The 20,673-nt window shown below is 43.0% G+C and carries 20 protein-coding genes and 2 tRNA genes; 12 read left to right on the top strand and 10 right to left on the bottom strand.

Features of this window, described 5'->3' with window-relative positions; genetic code table 11:
* Window positions 1-84 precede the first annotated feature (84 nt).
* On the bottom strand, window positions 85-897 hold the full coding sequence (locus NF859_RS05270) for an N-glycosylase/DNA lyase (protein ID WP_252743324.1): 813 nt from the start codon (window positions 895-897) through the stop codon (window positions 85-87).
* 133 nt (window positions 898-1,030) lie between these two features.
* On the opposite strand from NF859_RS05270, the gene NF859_RS05265 reads away from it, so the two are divergent.
* Both NF859_RS05265 and NF859_RS05260 read left to right on the top strand, forming a co-directional pair.
* On the top strand, window positions 1,031-1,894 hold the full coding sequence (locus tag NF859_RS05265) for a hypothetical protein (protein WP_252743323.1): 864 nt from the start codon (window positions 1,031-1,033) through the stop codon (window positions 1,892-1,894).
* A gap of 1 nt (window position 1,895) precedes the next feature.
* Window positions 1,896-2,357: a DUF6884 domain-containing protein gene (locus NF859_RS05260; protein WP_252743322.1), complete on the top strand. Its 462-nt coding sequence runs from the start codon at window positions 1,896-1,898 to the stop codon at window positions 2,355-2,357.
* 443 nt (window positions 2,358-2,800) lie between these two features.
* Here the strand turns inward: NF859_RS05260 and NF859_RS05255 are convergent, their stop codons facing one another.
* The 5 genes from NF859_RS05255 to ppcA form a co-directional block, all read right to left on the bottom strand.
* Window positions 2,801-3,748 carry an ADP-ribosylglycohydrolase family protein gene (locus NF859_RS05255; RefSeq protein ID WP_252743321.1) on the bottom strand — a complete coding sequence of 316 codons (948 nt, stop codon included), beginning with the start codon at window positions 3,746-3,748 and terminating at the stop codon, window positions 2,801-2,803.
* Between the two features lie 2 nt (window positions 3,749-3,750).
* Window positions 3,751-4,092 carry a gamma-glutamylcyclotransferase family protein gene (locus NF859_RS05250; RefSeq protein WP_252743320.1) on the bottom strand — a complete coding sequence of 114 codons (342 nt, stop codon included), beginning with the start codon at window positions 4,090-4,092 and terminating at the stop codon, window positions 3,751-3,753.
* Between the two features lie 21 nt (window positions 4,093-4,113).
* Window positions 4,114-5,661, bottom strand: a complete 1,548-nt coding sequence (locus NF859_RS05245) for an MBL fold metallo-hydrolase (RefSeq protein WP_252743319.1) — start codon at window positions 5,659-5,661, stop codon at window positions 4,114-4,116.
* Between the two features lie 192 nt (window positions 5,662-5,853).
* On the bottom strand, window positions 5,854-6,315 hold the full coding sequence (locus tag NF859_RS05240; protein WP_252743318.1) for a DUF1931 family protein: 462 nt from the start codon (window positions 6,313-6,315) through the stop codon (window positions 5,854-5,856).
* 127 nt (window positions 6,316-6,442) lie between these two features.
* Window positions 6,443-7,873, bottom strand: coding sequence for a phosphoenolpyruvate carboxylase (gene ppcA, locus NF859_RS05235; protein ID WP_252743522.1), 1,431 nt, complete (start codon window positions 7,871-7,873; stop codon window positions 6,443-6,445).
* 133 nt (window positions 7,874-8,006) lie between these two features.
* Here ppcA and NF859_RS05230 point away from each other — a divergent pair, with 133 nt between their 5' ends.
* Complete coding sequence (locus NF859_RS05230; protein WP_252743317.1) at window positions 8,007-9,500, top strand: DUF2139 domain-containing protein; 1,494 nt, start codon at window positions 8,007-8,009, stop codon at window positions 9,498-9,500.
* Window positions 9,501-9,528: 28 nt separating this feature from the next.
* On the opposite strand, the gene NF859_RS05225 is transcribed toward NF859_RS05230, so the two are convergent.
* Together NF859_RS05225 and tes are read right to left on the bottom strand one after the other, a co-directional pair.
* Window positions 9,529-9,801, bottom strand: coding sequence for a DUF3213 domain-containing protein (locus tag NF859_RS05225; RefSeq protein WP_252743316.1), 273 nt, complete (start codon window positions 9,799-9,801; stop codon window positions 9,529-9,531).
* A 5-nt stretch (window positions 9,802-9,806) separates the two neighbouring features.
* Window positions 9,807-11,558, bottom strand: coding sequence for a tetraether lipid synthase Tes (gene tes, locus NF859_RS05220; RefSeq protein WP_252743315.1), 1,752 nt, complete (start codon window positions 11,556-11,558; stop codon window positions 9,807-9,809).
* Window positions 11,559-11,757: 199 nt separating this feature from the next.
* Here tes and NF859_RS05215 point away from each other — a divergent pair, with 199 nt between their 5' ends.
* From NF859_RS05215 to NF859_RS05205, 3 genes are all read left to right on the top strand, one after another.
* Entirely contained in the window at window positions 11,758-12,126 is a 369-nt protein-coding gene (locus tag NF859_RS05215; RefSeq protein ID WP_004068096.1) for a hypothetical protein, read from the top strand.
* Window positions 12,113-12,700, top strand: coding sequence for a type-4 uracil-DNA glycosylase (gene udg / locus NF859_RS05210; RefSeq protein ID WP_087037833.1), 588 nt, complete (start codon window positions 12,113-12,115; stop codon window positions 12,698-12,700). The genes NF859_RS05215 and udg overlap by 14 nt, the downstream gene beginning before the upstream one ends.
* A gap of 327 nt (window positions 12,701-13,027) precedes the next feature.
* Window positions 13,028-14,626, top strand: coding sequence for a Na+/H+ antiporter NhaC family protein (locus tag NF859_RS05205; RefSeq protein ID WP_252743314.1), 1,599 nt, complete (start codon window positions 13,028-13,030; stop codon window positions 14,624-14,626).
* Window positions 14,627-14,698: 72 nt separating this feature from the next.
* Here NF859_RS05205 and NF859_RS05200 read toward each other — a convergent pair whose 3' ends face one another.
* Window positions 14,699-15,490, bottom strand: a complete 792-nt coding sequence (locus NF859_RS05200) for a dimethylarginine dimethylaminohydrolase family protein (protein WP_252743313.1) — start codon at window positions 15,488-15,490, stop codon at window positions 14,699-14,701.
* A gap of 144 nt (window positions 15,491-15,634) precedes the next feature.
* Between NF859_RS05200 and NF859_RS05195 the strand changes: the two genes are divergently transcribed.
* From NF859_RS05195 to NF859_RS05185, 3 genes are read left to right on the top strand one after another with little or no spacing between them, the layout of a single operon-like run.
* The gene (locus NF859_RS05195; RefSeq protein WP_252743312.1) at window positions 15,635-16,549 is read left to right on the top strand and encodes a pantoate kinase; all 915 of its coding nucleotides are present in this window, start codon (window positions 15,635-15,637) and stop codon (window positions 16,547-16,549) included.
* A complete protein-coding gene (locus NF859_RS05190) occupies window positions 16,546-16,776 on the top strand; it encodes a hypothetical protein (RefSeq protein WP_252743311.1) in 231 nt (76 codons plus the stop codon). The genes NF859_RS05195 and NF859_RS05190 overlap by 4 nt, the downstream gene beginning before the upstream one ends.
* A gap of 42 nt (window positions 16,777-16,818) precedes the next feature.
* Window positions 16,819-18,501, top strand: a complete 1,683-nt coding sequence (locus tag NF859_RS05185; protein ID WP_252743521.1) for an ATP-dependent DNA ligase — start codon at window positions 16,819-16,821, stop codon at window positions 18,499-18,501.
* 25 nt (window positions 18,502-18,526) lie between these two features.
* Here the strand turns inward: NF859_RS05185 and NF859_RS05180 are convergent, their stop codons facing one another.
* Window positions 18,527-19,057, bottom strand: coding sequence for a flavin reductase family protein (locus NF859_RS05180; protein ID WP_252743310.1), 531 nt, complete (start codon window positions 19,055-19,057; stop codon window positions 18,527-18,529).
* 100 nt (window positions 19,058-19,157) lie between these two features.
* Here NF859_RS05180 and NF859_RS05175 point away from each other — a divergent pair.
* The 3 genes from NF859_RS05175 (at window position 19,158) to NF859_RS05165 (ending at window position 20,433) form a co-directional block, all read left to right on the top strand.
* Window positions 19,158-19,235: transfer RNA gene (locus tag NF859_RS05175), tRNA-Ala, on the top strand.
* A 13-nt stretch (window positions 19,236-19,248) separates the two neighbouring features.
* A tRNA-Val gene (locus tag NF859_RS05170) sits at window positions 19,249-19,326 on the top strand.
* A 51-nt stretch (window positions 19,327-19,377) separates the two neighbouring features.
* The gene (locus NF859_RS05165; RefSeq protein WP_252743309.1) at window positions 19,378-20,433 is read left to right on the top strand and encodes a hypothetical protein; all 1,056 of its coding nucleotides are present in this window, start codon (window positions 19,378-19,380) and stop codon (window positions 20,431-20,433) included.
* Window positions 20,434-20,673: the final 240 nt, after the last annotated feature.

Here is a 20,673-nt window from a genome sequence, read left to right as displayed (position 1 = left end):
ATAAAACACTTCCACCCCTGATTTTTAAACAGAGATTCAAAGAGCACAACCTCAGAATAAAAATTTAATGAGGAAAATGCATTTTCAAGTAGTTCGCTGGTTCTCTATTATTTTGCAGAGCTCGTCTCCTATATTAAGGATACCAAACTTCTCGAAATATGCCTTGATGTCTTTACAGGAGTCCATATTGCCGATCTGCCACACCAAGCTATCAAGATGAATCATTGTAATTGGTACATTTAGCTCCCTTATCTTTTTGAGGACACTGTTCCAAAATTTCCTAATTGAGTCATCATCTAGCTGCTCCCCTAGCAATTTAGAGGTTATTCTCCTCACTCTTATATCCACAGGGATAGGAATTCCACTAAAGTCAAATCCATACTCTCCTGCAAGGATCAACGCTATTCCCAAGGTTTTCATTGCAAACACTATTGTTTTGGCATCTTTTCTCTGCCCCATAATCTTTGAAAGTTGGATCCAGATCTGATGAAACTTCCGAGCTACTTCCTGAGGAGTTGAATTCCAGAGTTCAGTAGCTAGATCACTATGAAGGAATTTTTCTAATCTCCTCACTTTTGCAGTTTTCAGGCGCTCCAATTCATAGAATGGGAGCAGTATCCCATAAAGTTCCTTTGGAGTATCTGGAACCGGATTTTTCCGAAGTATCTCGTGCAACTTCGGCCAATATACTTTCTCAGCCGGCCCTTTTAGCTGATAGTCGTTGAGTCCTGCCACAACCATGAATGTTGCAAACTTTCCAAATCCATAGCGCTCTAGCTGATCTCCGAGCTTGGTTTCTGGTTCTTCTTTAACAATTCTGTCCCAGATGTCCATGGGTATTTCGGAGAATATTCGGCTAACTTCCTCTACAACTTTATACCAGCGTTCATCCTTCATAGGACATACCTCCCCCTTAATACTGTATTGGTCTCTGAGTATTTAAATGTTTCTATTATTGAGTTGAATATAAACTCAATGAACTTTGTAACTAGAAAAGTTTAAATAAACAGAAGGGTTACTCAATGCTAGAATGCTGGGAGGGGGGGTAATGGAAGTACTGTTCAACAGAGAATTCTGGGAAGAAAGAAGACTTCACAGGGAGAAAATCATCAACAGTATTCAGTCATTTATCAAGCAACCCAGACGGGAGGCTCTTATTGAGATTATCGGAGAAATATGGGCTCTTCGCTTTACATACAAGGATCTTGAGTGGTATGCAAATGAGAGAGTGCTAAAGTACATGAGCTTGGAGGAACTGGCAGAGTCGTTTAAACTGCTTCTTGATGAAGAAAAGCCACTTTCAGAGAGGCTTGGAATAAAAATACCTGGCTTTGGGTCAGGAGCCGTCTCAGAGATACTGTTCTCCCTAAATCCCGACAAATATCCAGTGTACAATAGGAAGTTTGTAATCGGGGCTAAAAAACTCGGATACAAAATTAACAACTTGGACCATGTGGTTCGGTTGACTCCAGAGACTCTAGATGCCCTTATTAAAGTTCACGAGCGAATAGTGTTGGATTTCTTAAGACTAAAGGAAGAAATTGAGAAAAAAATCGGCAATTATATTCCACGTTTTGATTTCACAGATGCACTGTTATGGAAAGTTGCCCAAGATGAAATATCAGTGAGAGACGTTCTTTCGTGGAAGGTTACAAAAAGGTCTACTATTGATGCAGAAATTATTGAACAAGTCTTAAGCGTGTTGGGAAAGGGATTTCTTAAATACCTAGAGCTTGTAAACAGTGGCGAACCTGAAGATTCAGCACGCGAAAAAGCCTCGTTTTACATAGAAGGCCTCTTAGATGCATACGGAGTAGATCCTGAAAAGGCTGAGGAAATATTTGGATATCTGGCTGAACTCCTTGAGGAGATTGTGAATAGAGGAGGTGTTTGATGTGGTTAGGTATTTATATGTTGCAACATGTGGTGCAAGGAAAATTTGGGATGTAAACCCCAATGCTCCAGAGTATGTGGAAGCCAGAAAAGCATATGTAGGGCCTTTATCAAAAAAGACAATTGAATACTGCGAGAAGTTCTATCCGGATAGTTATGTTATTCTCTCCGCTAAATATGGCTTTTTGCTTCCATATGAGAAGATCAAAAACTACAACGCTGTTTGTAGCAAAAATCCCCTAATTACGGTATCTGAACTTAAAGAACAGGCCAGAACAAAATACCTAAATGGAGTCCCACTGATAAATTACGACAAGGTAGTAGTCTTGGGAAGCACTTGCTATTGCAACTGGGTAAAAGAAGTCTTTGGAGAAGACAAAGTTGAGTGCCCCCTTGCGGGTCTACCCATTGGGAAAATGCTCAAAAAGCTTAATTCGCTCTTTGAACACAAAGGAAAGATCTGAGCAACAAGCATGTCTGAGATAAAAGGGATTATAGGCCTGTAGGAGTGATTTTCAGTGCTGAAAGACATTTTATTGCTTTTAATATTGGTAATTTTCGTTATTTTTATCATTAAAAAGTGGAAGTTAGTGCTCAGGATATTGAAAATGACACTATTGCTAGCATTAATAGGTTATCTTATTAGTAACTGGGAGCTAGGACTGGGTTTTCTGTTTGTGCTAACATTTTCAATAGGCTATATACTATTACTGTCTGGATTATTTGATACTCTGCTCAAATTAGCAAGGTGTATTATGAAGAATTGTGATAAATAGAGTCAAGCTCAGTATTTGTTTATCGAAATCTTGATGTGGTAGAAGATTATCAAGAGTTTATAGAATAAAAAACGAATATACTATCTCCTCAAATGAGAAAAATAAAAAATCCAAACTCTAGATAAGACAATTCAGCAATCATTTTGCTGATCAAAGAGACTGTCAATAAATGCGTTGATTATTTCTTTGGCGTATTCCCTTGCCTCTATTCTCTCAAGCCACTCTCTTGGGATTGAGTCTAAACCATAATAAGTACCGGCCAGACCACAGGTGACTGCTCCAGTTGTGTCAGCGTCTTCACCTAGAGAAACTACCTCTTTTATTGCGTCCTCAAAGTTCTCGTCCCCCAGAAAAGCCCAGAGGCTTGCTTCAAGCGTGTGAACAACATAACCGCTACCCCTAATCTTCCCTCTGTTTTCCAGATGGATGTTCCCGTTTAGAACCCTCTCATAGTGGACGAGCTCTTTGGCAAAGGGATTGGCAGAGTATGCTTCCTTCGCAGTTGCTATCGCCTCACGATACGCTTTGAACTTATCCATTCCATCGAGAATGTTCCACACGATTAAGGAATAAATTCCACACCCGATAAGCGAGCGAGGGTGAGCGTGGGTAATCATTGAGACCTCGTGGATAATCTTCAGCCGTTCCTCCAGCGAGTCAAGCTTGAAGTATGCATAGTATGCCGCTGGCAGGATCCTCATCAGTGAGCCGTTGCCATTGTCCCACTCACTTCTGCCGCCAGCCTTTAAAGGAGGGACACCACTGGCAATGCGTTCTATTGCTTTCGAAGTTGTCTTTCCCTGGTCAAATGCATAACCCCTTGGCGTGAATTCGCCGTCGTAATACCAGCGGAGGAAGTTCTCCGCGATCCTTTCAATATTGTATCCCTTTGTTAGTGCACGGGCAGTTGCAAGAGTTAAGGAAGAGTCATCGCTCCAAAGACCATCTAGCATTGGGATTTCTTTGGGTTTGGGATAATTCAGCTCCATGGCAAGCCTGCTGGTAAACTGGAAGGTTAAGCCGAAAGCATCCCCAACGAGGACTCCCCAGAGTCCACCCTCAAGCTTCGAGCGGAGCACTTTCACCACCCTTCCAGATCAACATCATCAAAATCCCCACTTTCAACTTTTTCTCCGCGTGGTCCATGCGGCCACTCCCAGAGAAAAGCTCTGCCGAACTTTGTGCTGACCTCAATTGGTCTGTAGCCAGCGTTCGTCTCCATGCGGTTAATGCCTTCAAATATCTCATCGGTTACCTCATACACCTCAACTTTCAGCTTTCCACTACCTCTGACGGCGTAGAGGAGGGCATCAAAGTAGAGCTCGTACCCTGTAATCCAGTCCTCGCCAAGGAAGCGGGCACCTTCTAAGTACCAATGAAGTGGTTTGCCCCTCCTCAAAGTGCCGTAAACTGCTATTCTCATTGACTGGGCCCCCGATATTCCTCAAACCTCCCAACTTTCCCCGTCCCCTAAAAGAACGGCTTTCTTACCCCACTTGTGCTTGAACCACTCAGGACTTTCTGTATGGACTGGGATAATGTAGTCCGGGTCAATCTCGTCAATTACCTTCTCCAGCTCCTCCTTTGAGATATGTCCTGAGGCGTGGAGACCCTTCTCAAATATCGGCCTTCCTTCGGAGTCAACACTGAAGCCGCGAACTTCGAAGCCAAAATATTGCAACCAGTTCCACAGGCGGAGGAAGCTGAAAGTCTGCTCTTCCGTAAAGGCCTCGCTGGAGGAGTAAATGTAAACTCCTCCATCAGGCATTACATCGAGGAGGTGAGGCATGTCGTAGAAGGAGAAGCATAGAATGTAGTTCTCCTCATTCCTGCTGATCTCCTCAGGAGTTATTCCAATCTCCGGATAAGTTAGAAAGACCCACTCCTCCCACTTCTCTGGCTTTGCCTTCGAGTTCATGTACACTTTCAGCCCGGAAAGATGGTGTTCTCCATCCACAAGCCCAATGGCATGGAGGAAGTATGCGTCCTTTGTCGTGACGACAAGTTCCCGCCCCGTCTCCTTGGCAATCTTCTTGAAGCTCTCAAGCCTCTCGAAGTTCCTCGCCGAAAAGTCTGCCACTACAAGTCCTTTTGCCTCTTCCACAATGGCTTTGGCATTCTCGTAGACTTCCTTTTCTGAAACATTTTCATCATGCCCTCTTCCTGCTCGCGTGCCTTCAGTGATTAGAACGCTCGCACTCTTTGCGGCTTTCACGAACTTTCTGCTTTCTTCTCCGTTCTTACCGTGAAGTCTGAAGTCGCCAGTGTAGGCGAGTGTCGTGTTGCCTTCAACAATGTATGCTGCGGCGCCATAAATGGAGTGATCCACCGAATAAGCACGAACTTCAAAGCCTAGTTCCCCTTCCTCTAGGTGGTGAACTTTTCCAGGCCGGATTGATTTTGTTTTTCCCTTCTTCTTGGCTAGTTCAACATTTGCAAGCCAGCTCAAGAAGCTTAAGCCCTTTTCGGGAATTTCATTTGTGAGAATTATATCCCTACTCACATAATATTTGCTATTTGCTTCGAGAATGCAAGGGTTTGCATTACTTGGATTTCTGGGTGTGTAGTAAGGAAGCTCCATTCCTAGGTGGTTTCCCCTTGAGGTATCTCTGAGCGCCTTGAGGATTATCATGGTCATTGGAGAGCCGACGATTGGAACACTCTCATCAAGCAGTGCAATGTTTCCAACGTGATCAAGGTGGGCGTGGCTGATTAGGACAGCGTTTACGGGGATTTTGGGATGTTTGGCAACTTCATCTGCAATATCTGAGGGAATCAAATCCCTCCTATAAATATTTAGCCTTGGTATCAGATTGAGCCTCCACAGATCGTAAATTCCTCTTGCAGTTCTCTCACTTATGAATTCCTCATAATACTGAGCGTACTTTGCAAAGTTCATTCCAAAGTCCAGAAAGATGCCATTTTCGTTTTCCTGAATGTGTATTTTCGAACCACCGATAGTGCTCATACCATCATAGATGGTTACCTTCATTGTGAAATCCCAAATAGAAATATCACTTTTGTTAGTTAAATCAGTTTTGGTGTTTTTCAACGCTGTTCAAGCGGAAAATTTCTGTTTTTCGTGTTATTATGGATATTCTTCCAGTTATACGCTCAGATTTAAGAAACCTTAAAATTGGAGAATCAAAAGGAGTCAAGTAATTCAGAGTATAATGAAACATCCTTACAAAGTATAATCCAACACTCTCTTGGCTTCCTCGATGTGTTCAGGGTAGACGTTCCTTATCTCCGGGTGGAGAGCTTTGATAACCCTCCCTATGAGGACGAAGAGCGTTCCAGTAATTATAGGGAGTTCATCGACTAACTCCTCTTCTAGGGGCATTTCGGCAGGTATGCTTGCAAGTACGAACTTTCTTATAGGCTCGATCTCAACCTTCTCATCCCTGATTATGACTCTGAAAAGGTTCATTGAGTTCTTGAAGCCCTTTGTAAGTGGCAGGTGCCTGAGCTTTATTGTGTCACTCCCCTCTGCTATTGCGTTCTCATAGGCAACCTCAAAGAGGTCAGCAAGCTTCTTCTCCACTATGTCCATCATTTCCTCCGCTCTTGGCTTTGTGAGTGCAAGCTCACATGTCTTCTCAAGAATCTTCTCCAGCTGTGGGAAGGGGATTATCATGTTCGCCATGTCCCTCACCCCCTCCTTCCTTTTGCTCTCGATGTATATTTAAGTAACTAAAGGTATTTAAATTTTTCTCAGAACTTACTAGAACACTCCGTGCAAAAACATAAAGAATGAAGAGAAATCGCACTGCTTACCCAAGAAATCCTCTGATACCAGCCGCTTCTACCACAAGGCTCTCTTCAATTTTTCCATTCAGTATCTGAGTGGTCATGCTTAGATGCCTTTCATCCTTTTCTATGCCCATTTCTTTTTGCATTTTAGCTATATCCTCCAAAAATTTGAAATGGGAAGCCGCTTTTGGATTAAAAAACCTTAACGCAAAAGATATATCATTATAAAGCCCCCTGTAGTGTTCACTTATTGTCTCCAGCTCTTTTTCACTTAGTGCTCTTAACCCTAGGATTTCTGGAGGTATTCCGAGAGAGTACAGAGACGCCGTGAACTTTATAGCCCTCGGAAGGGCTTCTCCGTTGACCTCTCTTGAATACCCAAAGAGCCCTATGTGAAGCTTCCTTTTCCTTCTTGAGGGAACGGCCTTTGCAACCTCTCGTATATAGGGGGCGAGAATCTTAAGTTCCTTGGTGTATTCTTCTTCATATTTGTCGAGTATCTCAAATATCTTCTCATCAATTGCTGGCGTTTCTTTTCTTTTTGTATTGTTTACCTTTTCAATAGCTTTGATAACTTCTTTAGGCTCATTATCATATTTAAATGAGCTTTGGACAGTAAAGGTCTGGGCGCTGGGATATTCTTCCATTGCTGCATCAACATTCTTGGGTGTGAAATGTCCCCTAAAAGGGACTCCACCGACACCGATTATTGGATATATGGGGATGCTTAGTTCTTCTTCAAGTTCTTGGAGTTTGAATAAAGCATATTTGTCATACATTACCGCACTTATGAGACCATAGTTCATTGCAGGGTCGCTTCTGGCCAAAAATACCCTCTGGTACTCAAAGTTTTTTCCGGTTAGATATTCCTCCAGGATTTCGTGGGAGTTCAGAATAGCCTCTTTTGTCTCGAATAAGGGGATGATGTTTATCTCTTCTGGATAAAATTCTCCAATCCACTCGTAGATTTTAACGTCGTACACCCTTTTGTACTGCTTTCCTATGATATACCTTCTGTAAAGCTCGTACACCCTTTCGATTTCTTCAGAAGAAGTTGTCATGGGTAATATAACTTCAAAAATTGGAGCGATTTCCTCTCCGTAAAATAACTTTGCATAGTCGGCGGATCTGGGAATACTTTCAAGCGTTTCAAGCAAAAGCTTTGCCTCTGCTTTCTCCACACTTGGATTTGGCACACGGGGCGTAATCCTAAAGTCCTTGCCAAGCTTTCTTTTTCTGAAAAAGCTTCCATATTTTTCCAGTAATTTCTTTACAACGAATTCGTCAACCTCCTTTCCTTCGAAATCCCACATCTGCTCGTCTACTCCAAGAACGCTGAAAGCATAGAACGCTTCAACCACTTCATCCTCTCCCCCAAGGGCAGCGTCATGAGCAAAAAAAGGTATAAATACATTGTCGGGATGCTGAGTACTCATAGTTCTTGGTATCATTTTGCTCACCATTTCCATGAAAAATGCACAAAATTTAAGTTTTTTGACAAATTTTTTGAAAAAATGGCAAAAGATGGTAGATGGGGTTCTCTTGAGTTGCACAATGTTTTAAATCTTAGAGATACAACTTTTAATGGTGATATTCGTGAGAATCCTAAAACATCTAAACAGGTTTCCCCCTCGTTATGGTCCCGAATGGGGAAGTGGTGGAATATTTGGTTTGAGGTATCACAACGGCGTTTTGTACTTCACGGTGGCATTTGAGGCTCAGGCGCATTTTATACGGGAAGACTCAAAGAAGGTATACGAGTTTGACCTCGTTGGTGAAGGACCAACTTCGGGAGGAGACACCTACAATGCGGTTGAGACTGTTGATGAGTTTATTTACTTTGGGGGCTGGGTTCATGCCCCGGCAGTCTATGAAGGAAAGAACGAGAAATCCACAATAAGTTTTGTCAACAAATACTCTCACGTTCACGAATACGATACAGAAAACGACGAAGTAAGGCTTCTGTGGAAAGACTCTATCCACCACAAAACAGATTGGGCGGGAGAAGTGAGCGATATAATCTACGACCCCTATGAGGACAAGCTCCTTATAGCAAGGGAAGATGGGCATGCACACCTTGGCATATACGAACTTGACCGGAAAACAGGGGAGGCAGAGCTTCTCAATGAAAATCCAAGTCTTAAGGGGACTCTTGTACATGACACCGTCTTCTTCGGAGTTGGAAAGAACTTTGATTGGGGAGTGAGAGAGCTGCATGCATTTGATCTAATTACAAGAAAATGGGAAGCTTTTCCAGTAGCTGTGAGTTCTGTAGACGGAAATCCTCCCGTGAGGCCAGTTCTGGGTGATATGGAGAGCGCATACAACAGGGTTTTTGCCTTTGTGAGGGGAGGAATGTTTGTGGGCAATCCCCTTAACGGTGAGGAGATGACATTCTTTAGGTTGCTGGACTTTCCAAGCTTCTATGCCCCCATGAGAACAAACGCTCTCCCAATAGGAGGAGGGATACTGATAGCTTACAATGCCCATCATGATGCGATCTACAGACCAATGGATGAAGAGAGTAGGGTTATGGCAAAATTTACAAACACCATAAATGCTCCCTCTTTGCTCCTTTATGTAGCCCCTCCAATGGTTAAGGTGGTGGGCGTTTTTGGTGCAAGGATAACCAGCATAGAGAAAGCCTTTGGAAAAATACTCTTAGGGACAAACACCACCCCCAATACGGGAGCCTTAGAGGCTACGCCGTTTGATACCGGTAATAAAGATATTGTTGTTCTTGATGAAGATGTAATCCATAGAAAGCCCCCAGCTCTTAGTATCTCCCTCAACACTGCCACTCTGGCAAAAGTAGGTGAGCTCTTTGGAGCAAAAGCCTTTGGAGGAATACCTCTCGACGGATATGAAGAGGCCGAGCTAATAATAACCTCAAGCAAGGATAACAGGCTAACGATATACGAGTACGACCTTTCCCTCCCACCCGAGAGGGCTTATGAAGAGTTTATTGGAATAAAAAGCGGTAGGAACATTATTGATCTGTCCTCATTTAGCGGTATAGTCTCGTTTAAACTGGAAGAACCAGATGTTGCAGGAAAAATAAAAATAAAGCTCCTCTAGTCTTTTTAAAATTTTTAGAGTAGGGAAATCACACAGCAATTGTATTCTTCCAGCTCAAACTGCTTTCGATGAGCTCTTGTGGGGTTAGCTCCTTTTCGCTGATGACTTCCGGTTCAAATGGCTTGAGCATCTCCAAAAGCTTTTCTTTTGGAAGCTTTGTTTCGTCAAATATCACATACCCGTTCTTGGAATATCCATTGATAAAGACTCTGTAGACCGCTAGATCTAGTGAGAGTTTGTACTGCATCTCTCTGGCTTCGTCTGGGGTTATTTTGCCGAATTTAAGATCTACCCTTATCATCCCCATCACCCGAAGTAGTTCTTTATGTCGACGTAGGTCTTTCTATAGAGCTCACTCTCCTTCATTTTTTCAATGAACTCCTTGGTTCTCACGTATTTGTCCTTCTGATACTCCCAGTCTGGATGGAGGGCTTTCCATTCTTCCCAAGTGTAGCTGAATTGGGCTTGAACTTTGTCCCTGTAGAGCTCTGGTATTACGTTAAAGGTACAGAAGGGCACAATTCTTCCGTCGGGCATTGCATAGTGAATTACACAGCGCTCCACTCTTTCAACATCGTAGTTGTACTCGTCCATGAAGTGCATCATTCCGAGGAAGAGCGTCTTGTAGTGGAACTGACCAAGTGCCTCGTAAGTTCCATGAGTGAACGCTTCTCTCATGATCTTTAACACGTCAAAGCTTTTTGGAGCGTATTTTTCGTCATAGAAGCTCTTGAACTTGAGGAATATCTCCGCCCCAAGCTTGAGCTTCTGAAGCTTTCCTAGAGTTTTCCATTTTTCAATCTCCTCAGCCTTGCTCTCAAGGAACTCCACGAATCCCTCAACGTCGAGGAATCTCGAAATCGGGATCACTCTGTCCTCATCGAGGAAGACATATGTTGCAGCTCCACAGCCAAAGTGGGATGTCATATAGTATTTTCTACCGGCAAATGCTTCAAAAAACCTTGCAATATGCCCGGCAATTGGTATTGGGTACCAGTCCTCCTTTGCTATGGCACCGTTTGTCTGTTCCTCTATTCTCTTTATTGCCCCAGGAATGGTAATCCTGAAGCGCTGTCTTTCTTTCTTTGGAACTCTTCCCACAAGGGAAATCGGTTGGAAGTTGACTCCTCTAACTATGTCGAGGTGGTTGAGGCCGAAGTTAATTATAGCCCCAAGCTCGTGGTCGTTTACGTTTCTTATGGTTGTGGGCACGAGAACGATTCCAGGTCCGCCAGCTTTTCTCACGTTTTCGAAGATCAACGGAATCTCCCAGTGGTTCTTCCAATTTGTTTTTGGAGTCATTCCATCGTAGCTTAGGTATAGGGTATTGACGCCTGCTTCCCTAATCTTCTTTACAAGCTCAGGATCAAAGGCAAGCTTTATTCCATCAGTATTAAGCTGAACGTGGTCGTACCCTTCTTCCTTTGCAATCTTTATGATCTCTATGAGGTCATCCCTCAGTGTTGGCTCCCCTCCAGTGAACTGGACGGCATTAGCTCCAATGGGTTGCTCTTTCTTTGCGTTGCGGAGCATCATGCGTATCTGCTCGAGAGTGGGCTCATAGATTGGCTGGCCCTCCTTGGCGTAGAAGAAACAATACCAGCAGCTCAAATTACATCTATTTGTCAAAACTATGTTGAGCAAGCTGGTGTGGGAGCGGTGCCTTGGACAGAGACCACAATCAAAGGGACAGTTTACACCGGTGTTCTCAACGTTGTAGCTCTTTATCTTAAAATCATACCTCCACTCCTCAAAACGCTTATACATCTCGGCGTCTTCATAATAAACATCAGTTATCATGCCCTCTGGGCATTTTTTCGTTATCCATACTTTTCCATCCTTTTCCCAAACCACAGCAGGGACAACTTTTCTAGTCTCGGGGCAGAGGGACCATGTTCTATGGGGGAGAGGTCCACCGTAACCTCTGCTGGCTTTTGTAAGGAGCTCGTGAAATTCCTCCTCACTTATTTCGGGGTATTCGATGAGATCGCGAACCCTTTTAGTAAGCTCACCAAATTCTCTCTCCCCACTAGGTACTCCCTCTGTTATCTCTTCCATTCTAATCACCTCTACAATTTTTTTACAAGTATGGAGTATAAAAACTTTTGCGTAAATATGAAGATTTACTTTCATAGGTGTACCAAAAGTCCTGTAGTATAATCCCTACTGCGGAATATTTATAGATATTCCCTCACATGTGCGATCCCTTGAAAAGGGTTAAAAACACCAAGACTCCCAAATAAGATGGTGGTGAAAAATGCCAGCACGGGAGATGAGAATGGAAATGTTCCTCAGAGCACTGATGAGGGGGGACTACACCAAGGCGAAAGCTCATCTGGACAAACTTGAGAAGATAGTGGGAGATGACGAGTGGGGTAGGGGATACAGCAAGGCTATAAATGGCTTTTTATCTGCGTTAAAGGACAATGATACTGATTCCCTGATAGTCCAGCTTGTAAGAAATCCGGACAATGAAAAAGCTCAAAAACTCCTTGAACATTTTGAGAGCATACTCCAGCATGAATTTAGGGATGATTATGAGAAGGGATACTACACGGCATGGAAAGAACTTTTGACAGCTTATCTCTCTCAAGAAAGGCTGGGTGTTAGGCATGGGAAAAAATGAAGCTATGAAAAAGCTTGAAGAAAAGATAAAAGCTTGTAAAAAGTGTCCATTGGGAGAATTAAGGACAAACGCAGTCCCCGGCTCGGGAAGTTATGATGCTAAAATAATGTTTGTTGGAGAAGCCCCGGGTTACTGGGAAGATCAAAAGGGCTTGCCTTTTGTTGGAAGAGCCGGGAAAGTGCTTGATGAGCTTTTAGAAAGTATTGGGCTTAGGCGGGAGGAGGTGTATATTACTAACGTTGTAAAGTGCCGACCTCCCAATAATAGAGATCCAACGGAAGAGGAAATCAAGGCTTGTTCTCCATATTTGGACAAGCAAATAGACATAATCCGGCCGAAAGTCATAGTTCCCCTGGGAAGACATTCAATGGCTTACATTCTTAAGAAATTTGGCTTTGAGCCCGAGCCCATAAGTAAAATGCATGGAAAAGTACTTGAAGCTAGAACCCTTTTTGGGAAGATTGTCATTATGCCAATGTACCATCCAGCGGTGGCTCTTTATAAACCCCAGCTTAGAGAAGAACTTGAAAAAGACTTTAAAAAGCTGAAAGAAACATTGGAGAGCTTATCTTAACTTTGTAATTTCACTTCGAATTCTTTTTTGCTATTGCTCTCTTTAATCTAATAACCTTCGTGAGGATTTTCAAAAAGCGTCAAAAAACGTTAGGAAAACGTTTTTATGGTAAGAGAGCAGTATTGTATAATGTTAAACACAATGTACCGTTGGCATGCAATGAGGAACAAAAACCTGCAACATTTTACCCCGAATTTATTTCAGTAAATCGCGGCAAATATACAAAAAAATTCGGAAATTACCACAGAGACAACAATATTTGCGAAAAACTTATAAAGAGTTCGAAAAATTTGAGCTCACGAAAAATGTGTATGGAGGTGTTAAATGGTGTCGGACTTTGGAGTGCTGTCTCTGCTACCACCGCTGGTAGCTATTATATTGGCTATATGGTCCAAAAGAGTGTTGTTCGCTTTATTTGCTGGTGTTTGGGTTGGCGGAGTTATGGCCTCCGGATGGAATCCAGTAACGGGTACTATAACAACTTGGCAGTGGGTTATTGAGAATGTGACAGACAGCTGGAACGCAACGATATTGGTTTTTGATTTTCTGATCGGTGCTGGTGTTGGATTGATTTACAAATCAGGAGGCGCTCATGCAATCGCAAGAGCTTTGACAAAGAGAGTGAACAGCAGCAGAGCAGCTTCAGTACTTGGATGGCTCCTTGGTGTTCTTGTGTTCTTTGATGACTATACCAACACAATCATTGTTGGTAACACAATGAGACCAATAACAGATAGAGCAAGAGTTTCAAGAGAAATGCTTGCCTACATCGATGACTCTACTGCAGCTCCTGTAGCGGGATTGGCATTGGTCTCTACATGGATTGGTTACGAGATAGGGCTTATTGGTGAGTCCTTTGATAGCCTTGGAATTACTCTCGGTTCATACGCAGCGTGGCTTTCTAGCGTTCCCTACAGGTTCTACTCAATACTTGCGATACTCTTGGTGCTTATTGTCGCTTATACTCACAGGCACTATGGCCCAATGCTTCATGCCGAGTATAGGGCTAGAACAACAGGTAAAGTCCTCCGTGATGGGGCAAAGCCATTGATGACAACCGAAGTAGACTTGGGAGCACCCAAAGAAGGAGGGGACGTCTGGAACTTTATCTTACCCATCTTCAGCCTTGTCTTTGTAACACTCTATGGAATGTGGTACACTGGTGGTGGAGGTGCCACATATGCAGAAGAGGGCTTAATGGGAGTACTCTCAAATTCTGATGCTGCAACTGCACTTCTATGGGGATCATTCAGCATGGTGCTTGTTGGACTAGTATTAGTACTTGGAAGGAAGCAAATGACAGTTGAAGAGGCTGAGACGGCAATTGTACAAGGTATGAAACAAATGATGATGGCTACTGCAATTTTAGTCCTTGCGTGGAGTATCAAGAGCGCCACAAGCGCTGTTGGAACGGCAGACTATGTAGTAAACTTGGCCACCAGCGCAAACATCCCAGCGGGTATAGTTCCGCTTATAGTGTTCTTGGTTGCAATGTTCATATCATTTACAACGGGAACTTCATGGGGAACATTCGGTATTTTAATGCCAATTGCAATTCCCTTGGCATACCAAATTACAGGTGGGCAAATCGGCCCAGTGTTGTATGCATCAATAGGTGCCGTCTTTGCAGGCGGTATTTTCGGTGACCACTGTTCACCAATAAGCGATACAACAATCATGAGTTCAATGTTCTCTGGAAGTGACCACATAGACCACGTTAATACTCAAATTCCATATGCAGTAACCGCTGCAGGAAGTGGAATAATACTTTACCTCCTCTTTGCTATAGGAATCCACAGCTGGCCAATTTTGCTTCCAATAGGAATAGTTCTCTTAGTAGCTGCATGGTACGTCCTCAGCGAATGGTACGGCAAGAAATACGGCATTCCGCACGGAAAAGTGCCAATATACGTTGTTGAAGAGTGAACTCTTTTATCTTTTTTCTTCTTCAATTGAACTTTTTTCTTTGAAAACTCTGTTTCAATGTGAGATCAGCTGTTATAAAACTGTATAAAATGGGGAACTAAGGCAGGTGACACCTCCATCTCCTTTCCAAAACTCGGAAACATCCACCTCAACAGGTTTAAACCCTGCTTTTCTCAATTTTTCTTTAGTTTTTGGATATCCCGCGGGTATTAGAACATTTTTGTCGCCGAGATACAGCATATTGTTTGCGTATAGCTCGTCTTCTGGTATCGTGATAAGTTTAAATCCTCTGAAATAATCCACATCGACAACCTGAGGGGATATTGCAACTGTTTTATCTCTTAAATAACTTACTCCTGAGAGAAGATGGAATATTTTTGTAATTGGAATAGCAACAACTTTTACATGGGGGAAATATCGAGCAAATTGGCTTATCCCCTCTTCGTTGGTTCTTTGAGAAAGTCCGATAAACACAATATTGTGATCCGTTACTAAAACGTCTCCTCCCTCTAAGGTTCCTGGAGCTTTGATAGCCTTTATTTCGAATCCTTCCTTTTCCAGAACTTCTTTAATGCCCTCTTCTTCCCCTCTTCTGCTTGGCTCCCCAAACCTGCTGATAACTGCAACATTTGACTTAACTCCTACAACTGCCGTATCTTGAACGAAAACGCTGTCTGGGTGGCTTTCAAGAGGTTCAAGCTCAATGACGTCTATTCCATACTCCTTCAGGATTTTAACATATTCTCTGTGTTGCTTTTTAGCTAAGCGGACATCAATGGTTTCATGCTCGGGGTTTGTTGAAACACAATTCACATAGCTTTTTTCAGGTGGTCTAACAATTATGCGATCGAACAATCTGTCCATTGGTACCACCAAATTTTACTCAAATTTTTTTGTCCTAAAATCTAAAAAAGGTTTCTGGCATTATATTCCAGCACTTGCCTTAACAGTTTAGACTTAGGCTCACATTTAAAAGCATGATGTATAAGTGTTCAGAGGGGTGAGAAAATGCTAATAAGGGCTTTCGTTCCTGCACACATTACAGCTTTTTTTGTTCCCAAATTCAATGAAGAACCTCTTTTAGCCGGTTCACTTGGAGCCGGCATAAATTTAAGCAAAGGAACCAACGTCTTTGTAAGCTTGGAAGAAGGCTTAGAGAAGCATATACACATTGCTTTTAATGGAGAACCCGTTAAAAAAGAAAATGCCATTATCAGCTACTCCGTCGCTAATGAAATTGTTCCGGAGAATTTTATCGGAGAGGTTGAAATCTGGCAGTATTTTGACTTTCCAAATGGTCATGGTTTTGGAAACAGTGCTGGTGGGGCTCTAGGGAGTGCTCTTTCTTTGGCTTTTGCCTTTAAAGAGAAAACTTTTCTCCAAGCCGCTCAAATAGCCCACAAGTATGAGGTCATTCACAAAGGCGGGTTAGGGGATGTTATAGCCCAAATTCATGGAGGGATAGAAATTAGGATAAAACCCGGTGCACCAGGGATTGGAATAGTAGATAACATCTTTTTCGAAGGATACAAGGTTCTGGCAGTGCCGATGGGAAGGCTATCCACAAGAGAGGTGCTTGACAGCGACGTTATTAGACTAATTGAGAAAGAGGGAGAGAAAGCTCTTAACGCACTTCTCTCAAATCCTAAGGTTGATGTTTTGATGAAAGAGGCTAGAGGATTTGCTGAGCGTACGGGTCTGCTCTCCGGTGAGCTCTTGGAAATTGCTAAGGAAATTGATAAGGTTCTTCATCTGCCATCATCAATGATCATGCTTGGAAAGAGCTTATTTGCTCTTTTGAAGGAAAATGAGGTAGAGAATGTGAAATCCCTCTTAAACGATCTTTCCATAGACGAGTACCACATATGTGAGGTTTACACCCAAAGGCCTGGTGTTGAAAGATGGGTGGGGGATGGGAGATGAACCCGTTGTATCTTACCCTTTCAATCCTCTCCCTTCTTTTAGCAATATACTTGAACAAAAGCAACCAGCGAGAAATTGGTCTCCTTGCATCCGGGTTTGCTGGAGGGTTTGCATTCTTATTTGCTTTTGAAAAAAGCGGATACCCTCTCCCACTTATATTTGCTGGTGGCTTTGTGGCAACGATATTTTTTGAATTCCTGAGGTTCAGACCAATGCAGAGAGACTAATCTTTTTATCCTTTGATGCGATACTTCAGTATGGTGGTGTTGATGCTATACAAAGAGCTTGCTGAACTGTATAAAAGACTTGAAAAAACAACCCTAAAGACCCTTAAGACAAAATTTGTGGCGGACTTTTTAAAGAAAGTTGAAGACCCAGAGCTGTTGGAAATTGTTCCCTATTTAATCCTTGGAAAGGTCTTTCCAGATTGGGACGAGAGAGAGCTTGGCGTAGGTGAGAAGTTATTGATAAGAGCCGTTTCTATGGCTACTGGAATAAACAGCGAGGAAATAGAAAACTCCGTAAAAGATACTGGAGATTTGGGAGAGAGTGTTGCACTCGCTCTTCAAAGGAGGAAGCAAAAAAGCTTTTTCTCCCAGCCGCTTACAATAAAAAGGGTCTATAACACTTTAGTTAAAGTTGCCGAAACCACTGGCGAAGGAAGTCAAGATAGAAAGCTGAAATACCTCGCCAATCTCTTCATGGATGCTTCTCCAGAGGAAGGGAAGTATTTGGCAAGGACGATACTTGGGACTATGAGGACGGGAGTTGCGGAGGGGCTACTGAGGGATGCAATAGCAGAGGCGTTTAGGGTAAAGGTTGAGCTTGTTGAGAGGGCTTACATGCTTACGAGCGACTTCGGATTTGTGGCTAAAGTAGCAAAGCTTGAGGGAGACGAGGGGCTTTCGAAAGTAAAAATCCAAGTAGGGAAACCAATTAAGCCGATGCTCGCCCAGATGGCAGCCAACGTTAGAGAGGCTCTAATGGAAATGGGTGGAGAGGCAGAGTTTGAGATTAAATATGACGGTGCGAGGGTTCAGGTTCACAAAGACGGAGAGAAGGTTATCGTTTATTCAAGGCGTCTTGAAAACGTTACGAGATCAATCCCAGAGGTCGTTGAGAGGATTAAAGAGTCTCTAAAGCCAGAGAAAGTTATCGTAGAGGGCGAACTTGTTGCTGTTGGAGAGGAAGGAAGACCGAGACCGTTCCAGTACGTGCTGAGGAGATTTAGAAGGAAGTACAACATAGATGAGATGATTGAAAAAATACCCCTCGAGCTCAACCTTTTTGATGTTCTCTACGTTGATGGCAAAAGCATGATAGACGTTCAGTTCATAGAGAGGAGGAAAACCCTTGAGGGCATTGTGACCACAAACGAATGGATAAAAATCGCTGAGAATTTGATAACAAAGAATCCAGAAGAGGCTGAGGAGTTCTATCACAGAGCCCTTGACCTAGGTCATGAAGGACTAATGGCAAAAAGGCTCGACTCAGTTTACGAACCCGGTAACAGAGGAAAGAAGTGGCTGAAGATTAAGCCAACAATGGAGAATCTCGATTTAGTTATTATAGGCGCGGAATGGGGCGAAGGGAGGAGAAGTGGAGTCTTGAGCTCGTTCCTTTTAGGTGCATATGATCCTGTAAAGGGAGACTTCGTTCCTGTTGGTAAAGTCGGGAGCGGATTTACTGATGAAGACCTAGTAGAGTTCACAAAGATGCTTAAGCCCTTGATAAAAAGAGAACACGGCAAGTTCGTTGAAATAGAGCCTAAGATCGTGATCGAGGTAACTTATCAGGAAATTCAGAAGAGCCCCAAGTACGAGAGCGGCTTTGCACTGAGGTTCCCGAGATACGTTGCGCTAAGAGAGGATAAGGGACCGGAAGATGCGGATACCGTACAGAGGATAGCTGAGCTCTATCAATTGCAGGAGAGAATGAAGGGGGGCAAGTGATCGCCCTTTCACTTTTTTAAATCAATTAAAGCTCTCTGGTTGGGATTTCATATATTTTGTCATCAAACACCACGAACTTGTTCGTTCCGGGGGCTAAATGCGCCATAAAGCCGAATTTTACGTCCGGCTGGTTGTTTTTGAAAGCCTCTTCGTTTTGGACAAAGTTAACTATCTCCGCGGCAAAGAAAGTATAGTTGCCGTAGGACTTTTCTTCTATAACCTTACATTCAATGTTTGCGGCAGCTTCTTTTATGCTTGGCGTTTTTACTTTCTTTGACGGAATAAAGGTTATATTCATTTTCTTGAGCTTTTCTGGACCGCTTTTCCTTCCGGCGATCAAAACATCTCTGAGCATGTTTATCGTGGGAACGCTGATCACAAACTCTTTGTACTTCTTTATTAAGCCATGAGTATAACGGGCTGGGTGGATAGATACTCCGATAATCGGCGGCTTTGTGGAGAGATACGTTAACCAGTCAGCCGCCATCACGTTTAGTTCATTCTCCTGCCCTGAAACTATCAAAAAAGTTCTCATTGGGTACAAAAGATGCCACATAGAATCACCTCACTTATTGTTATTATGTTTTCTTTAAAAAGTTGCTTTAGCGTAAAGTTTTTAAACTCATTTCTAGGATACGTATCTGGCTTGAAGAAGTGGGCCGGTAGCTCAGCCTGGGATGAGCGCCGCCTTGGCAAGGCGGAGGCCCCGGGTTCAAATCCCGGCCGGTCCACCATAACTTTTAGGGCGGGCCCGTGGTCTAGACTGGTTATGACGCCACCCTGACAAGGTGGAGGTCCGGGGTTCGAATCCCCGCGGGCCCACCAATCACCGAAAAGAATTTTTGTGAAAAGTTCCTAATTTTCTGATGATGCCTTATGATAAGTAGACTTTATTATGCCGCTAAAGTTTATTTTTCCAGCTATGGAATTGCATGGTTCGATGTAGACACCTTTTTGAAACTTCTTAGTTTCATTGACTCAAAGAAGGTTTTGAGCACTAATGAAATGGACTCTTTTTTAAAGAAAAACAGCCAACATCCATTTGCTAAGACCGGAAGGGAAGGTTATTACTTCGCTAGACTATTATGGCATCTGGGGATTTTGGTCAAAAGTTCTGGAAGCAGATATAAACTAAGCTCGTATGGTCAGAATTTGTTGGATAAACTAAAGGGCAATCGAGAGAATATTTTAAGATTGATTTTCAAAAAATGGTACCCTCTGATAGTTTTTCTAAAATACATTGATTACAAAGGCTCAGTAGGTATGCGAGTTATATCTTCTGAACTAGGAGGAGAAATGAAACACTGGACATCGATACTTCATCAGTTGGGAGTTCTTAAGAGGGGGAACATTGCAAAACCTTATAATAAATTTGTTGTAAGTTCTCTTTTCATACCCCTTTCCTTAGACTTAGGGTTAATAGACAAGAAAGGTAATGAAGTAAAACTGACAAAAGATGGAAAGGAAGTAATTAGAGATCGTGTTGAGTCTTCTGATATAATTCGAACAATGCCTGGTGATTACACAATTTATGCTGGAATAGCTGATGTCCTTTATGATGCTGAGGAACCGGTAATAGTCTCTCCATGGATAAACGGCACTGTTGAGAAGTTAATAATGCTTATAGGCAGTATCAATGAAGATTTGTCTAAAATAACTCTTGTTGTTAGGAACACCCAAAAGAACAGGGATGTTATAAAGAGAATATCAAAAACTACTCCCCTCGATGTTGAGTGCCGATATTATCAAAATTTGCATTCCAAGATTACCGCAAATTATCAAGGGCCGAGTATAGAGTCCTCCGCAAATTTACTTATCACTAGTCTTAAAAGAAACTATGAAATCGGTACATATTATCCTAAAACCCCGGAAGAGCTAGCACTAGCTGTAGAGGAGCTAATCTCCATATCCAAACCATTAGAAATTTTCTAAGAAAATGTGGCCCGCCCGTAACGACCGCTCTCATTGAAGCCATAGGGCAATCTCAAGCGGCTTAACCCAGGCGGGCCAGAAGAGTGTACTCGGCCAGGGTTACCCACGGTCATGGGGCTCCGTGACGCGGAATGCTCTCCCGTGGGGACCTCGCTATGGCCGAGCTGTTGCCCCCGCATCGCCCCCACCTTCATTAATTAGGTGGGTCCTCGCGCAGGGGCATTATAAATTAGGTCGTTC

The sequence above is a fragment of the Thermococcus alcaliphilus genome (assembly GCF_024054535.1).
GTDB classification, from domain to species: domain Archaea; phylum Methanobacteriota_B; class Thermococci; order Thermococcales; family Thermococcaceae; genus Thermococcus_A; species Thermococcus_A alcaliphilus.
This window is presented reverse-complemented; position numbering and strand designations above follow the sequence as displayed.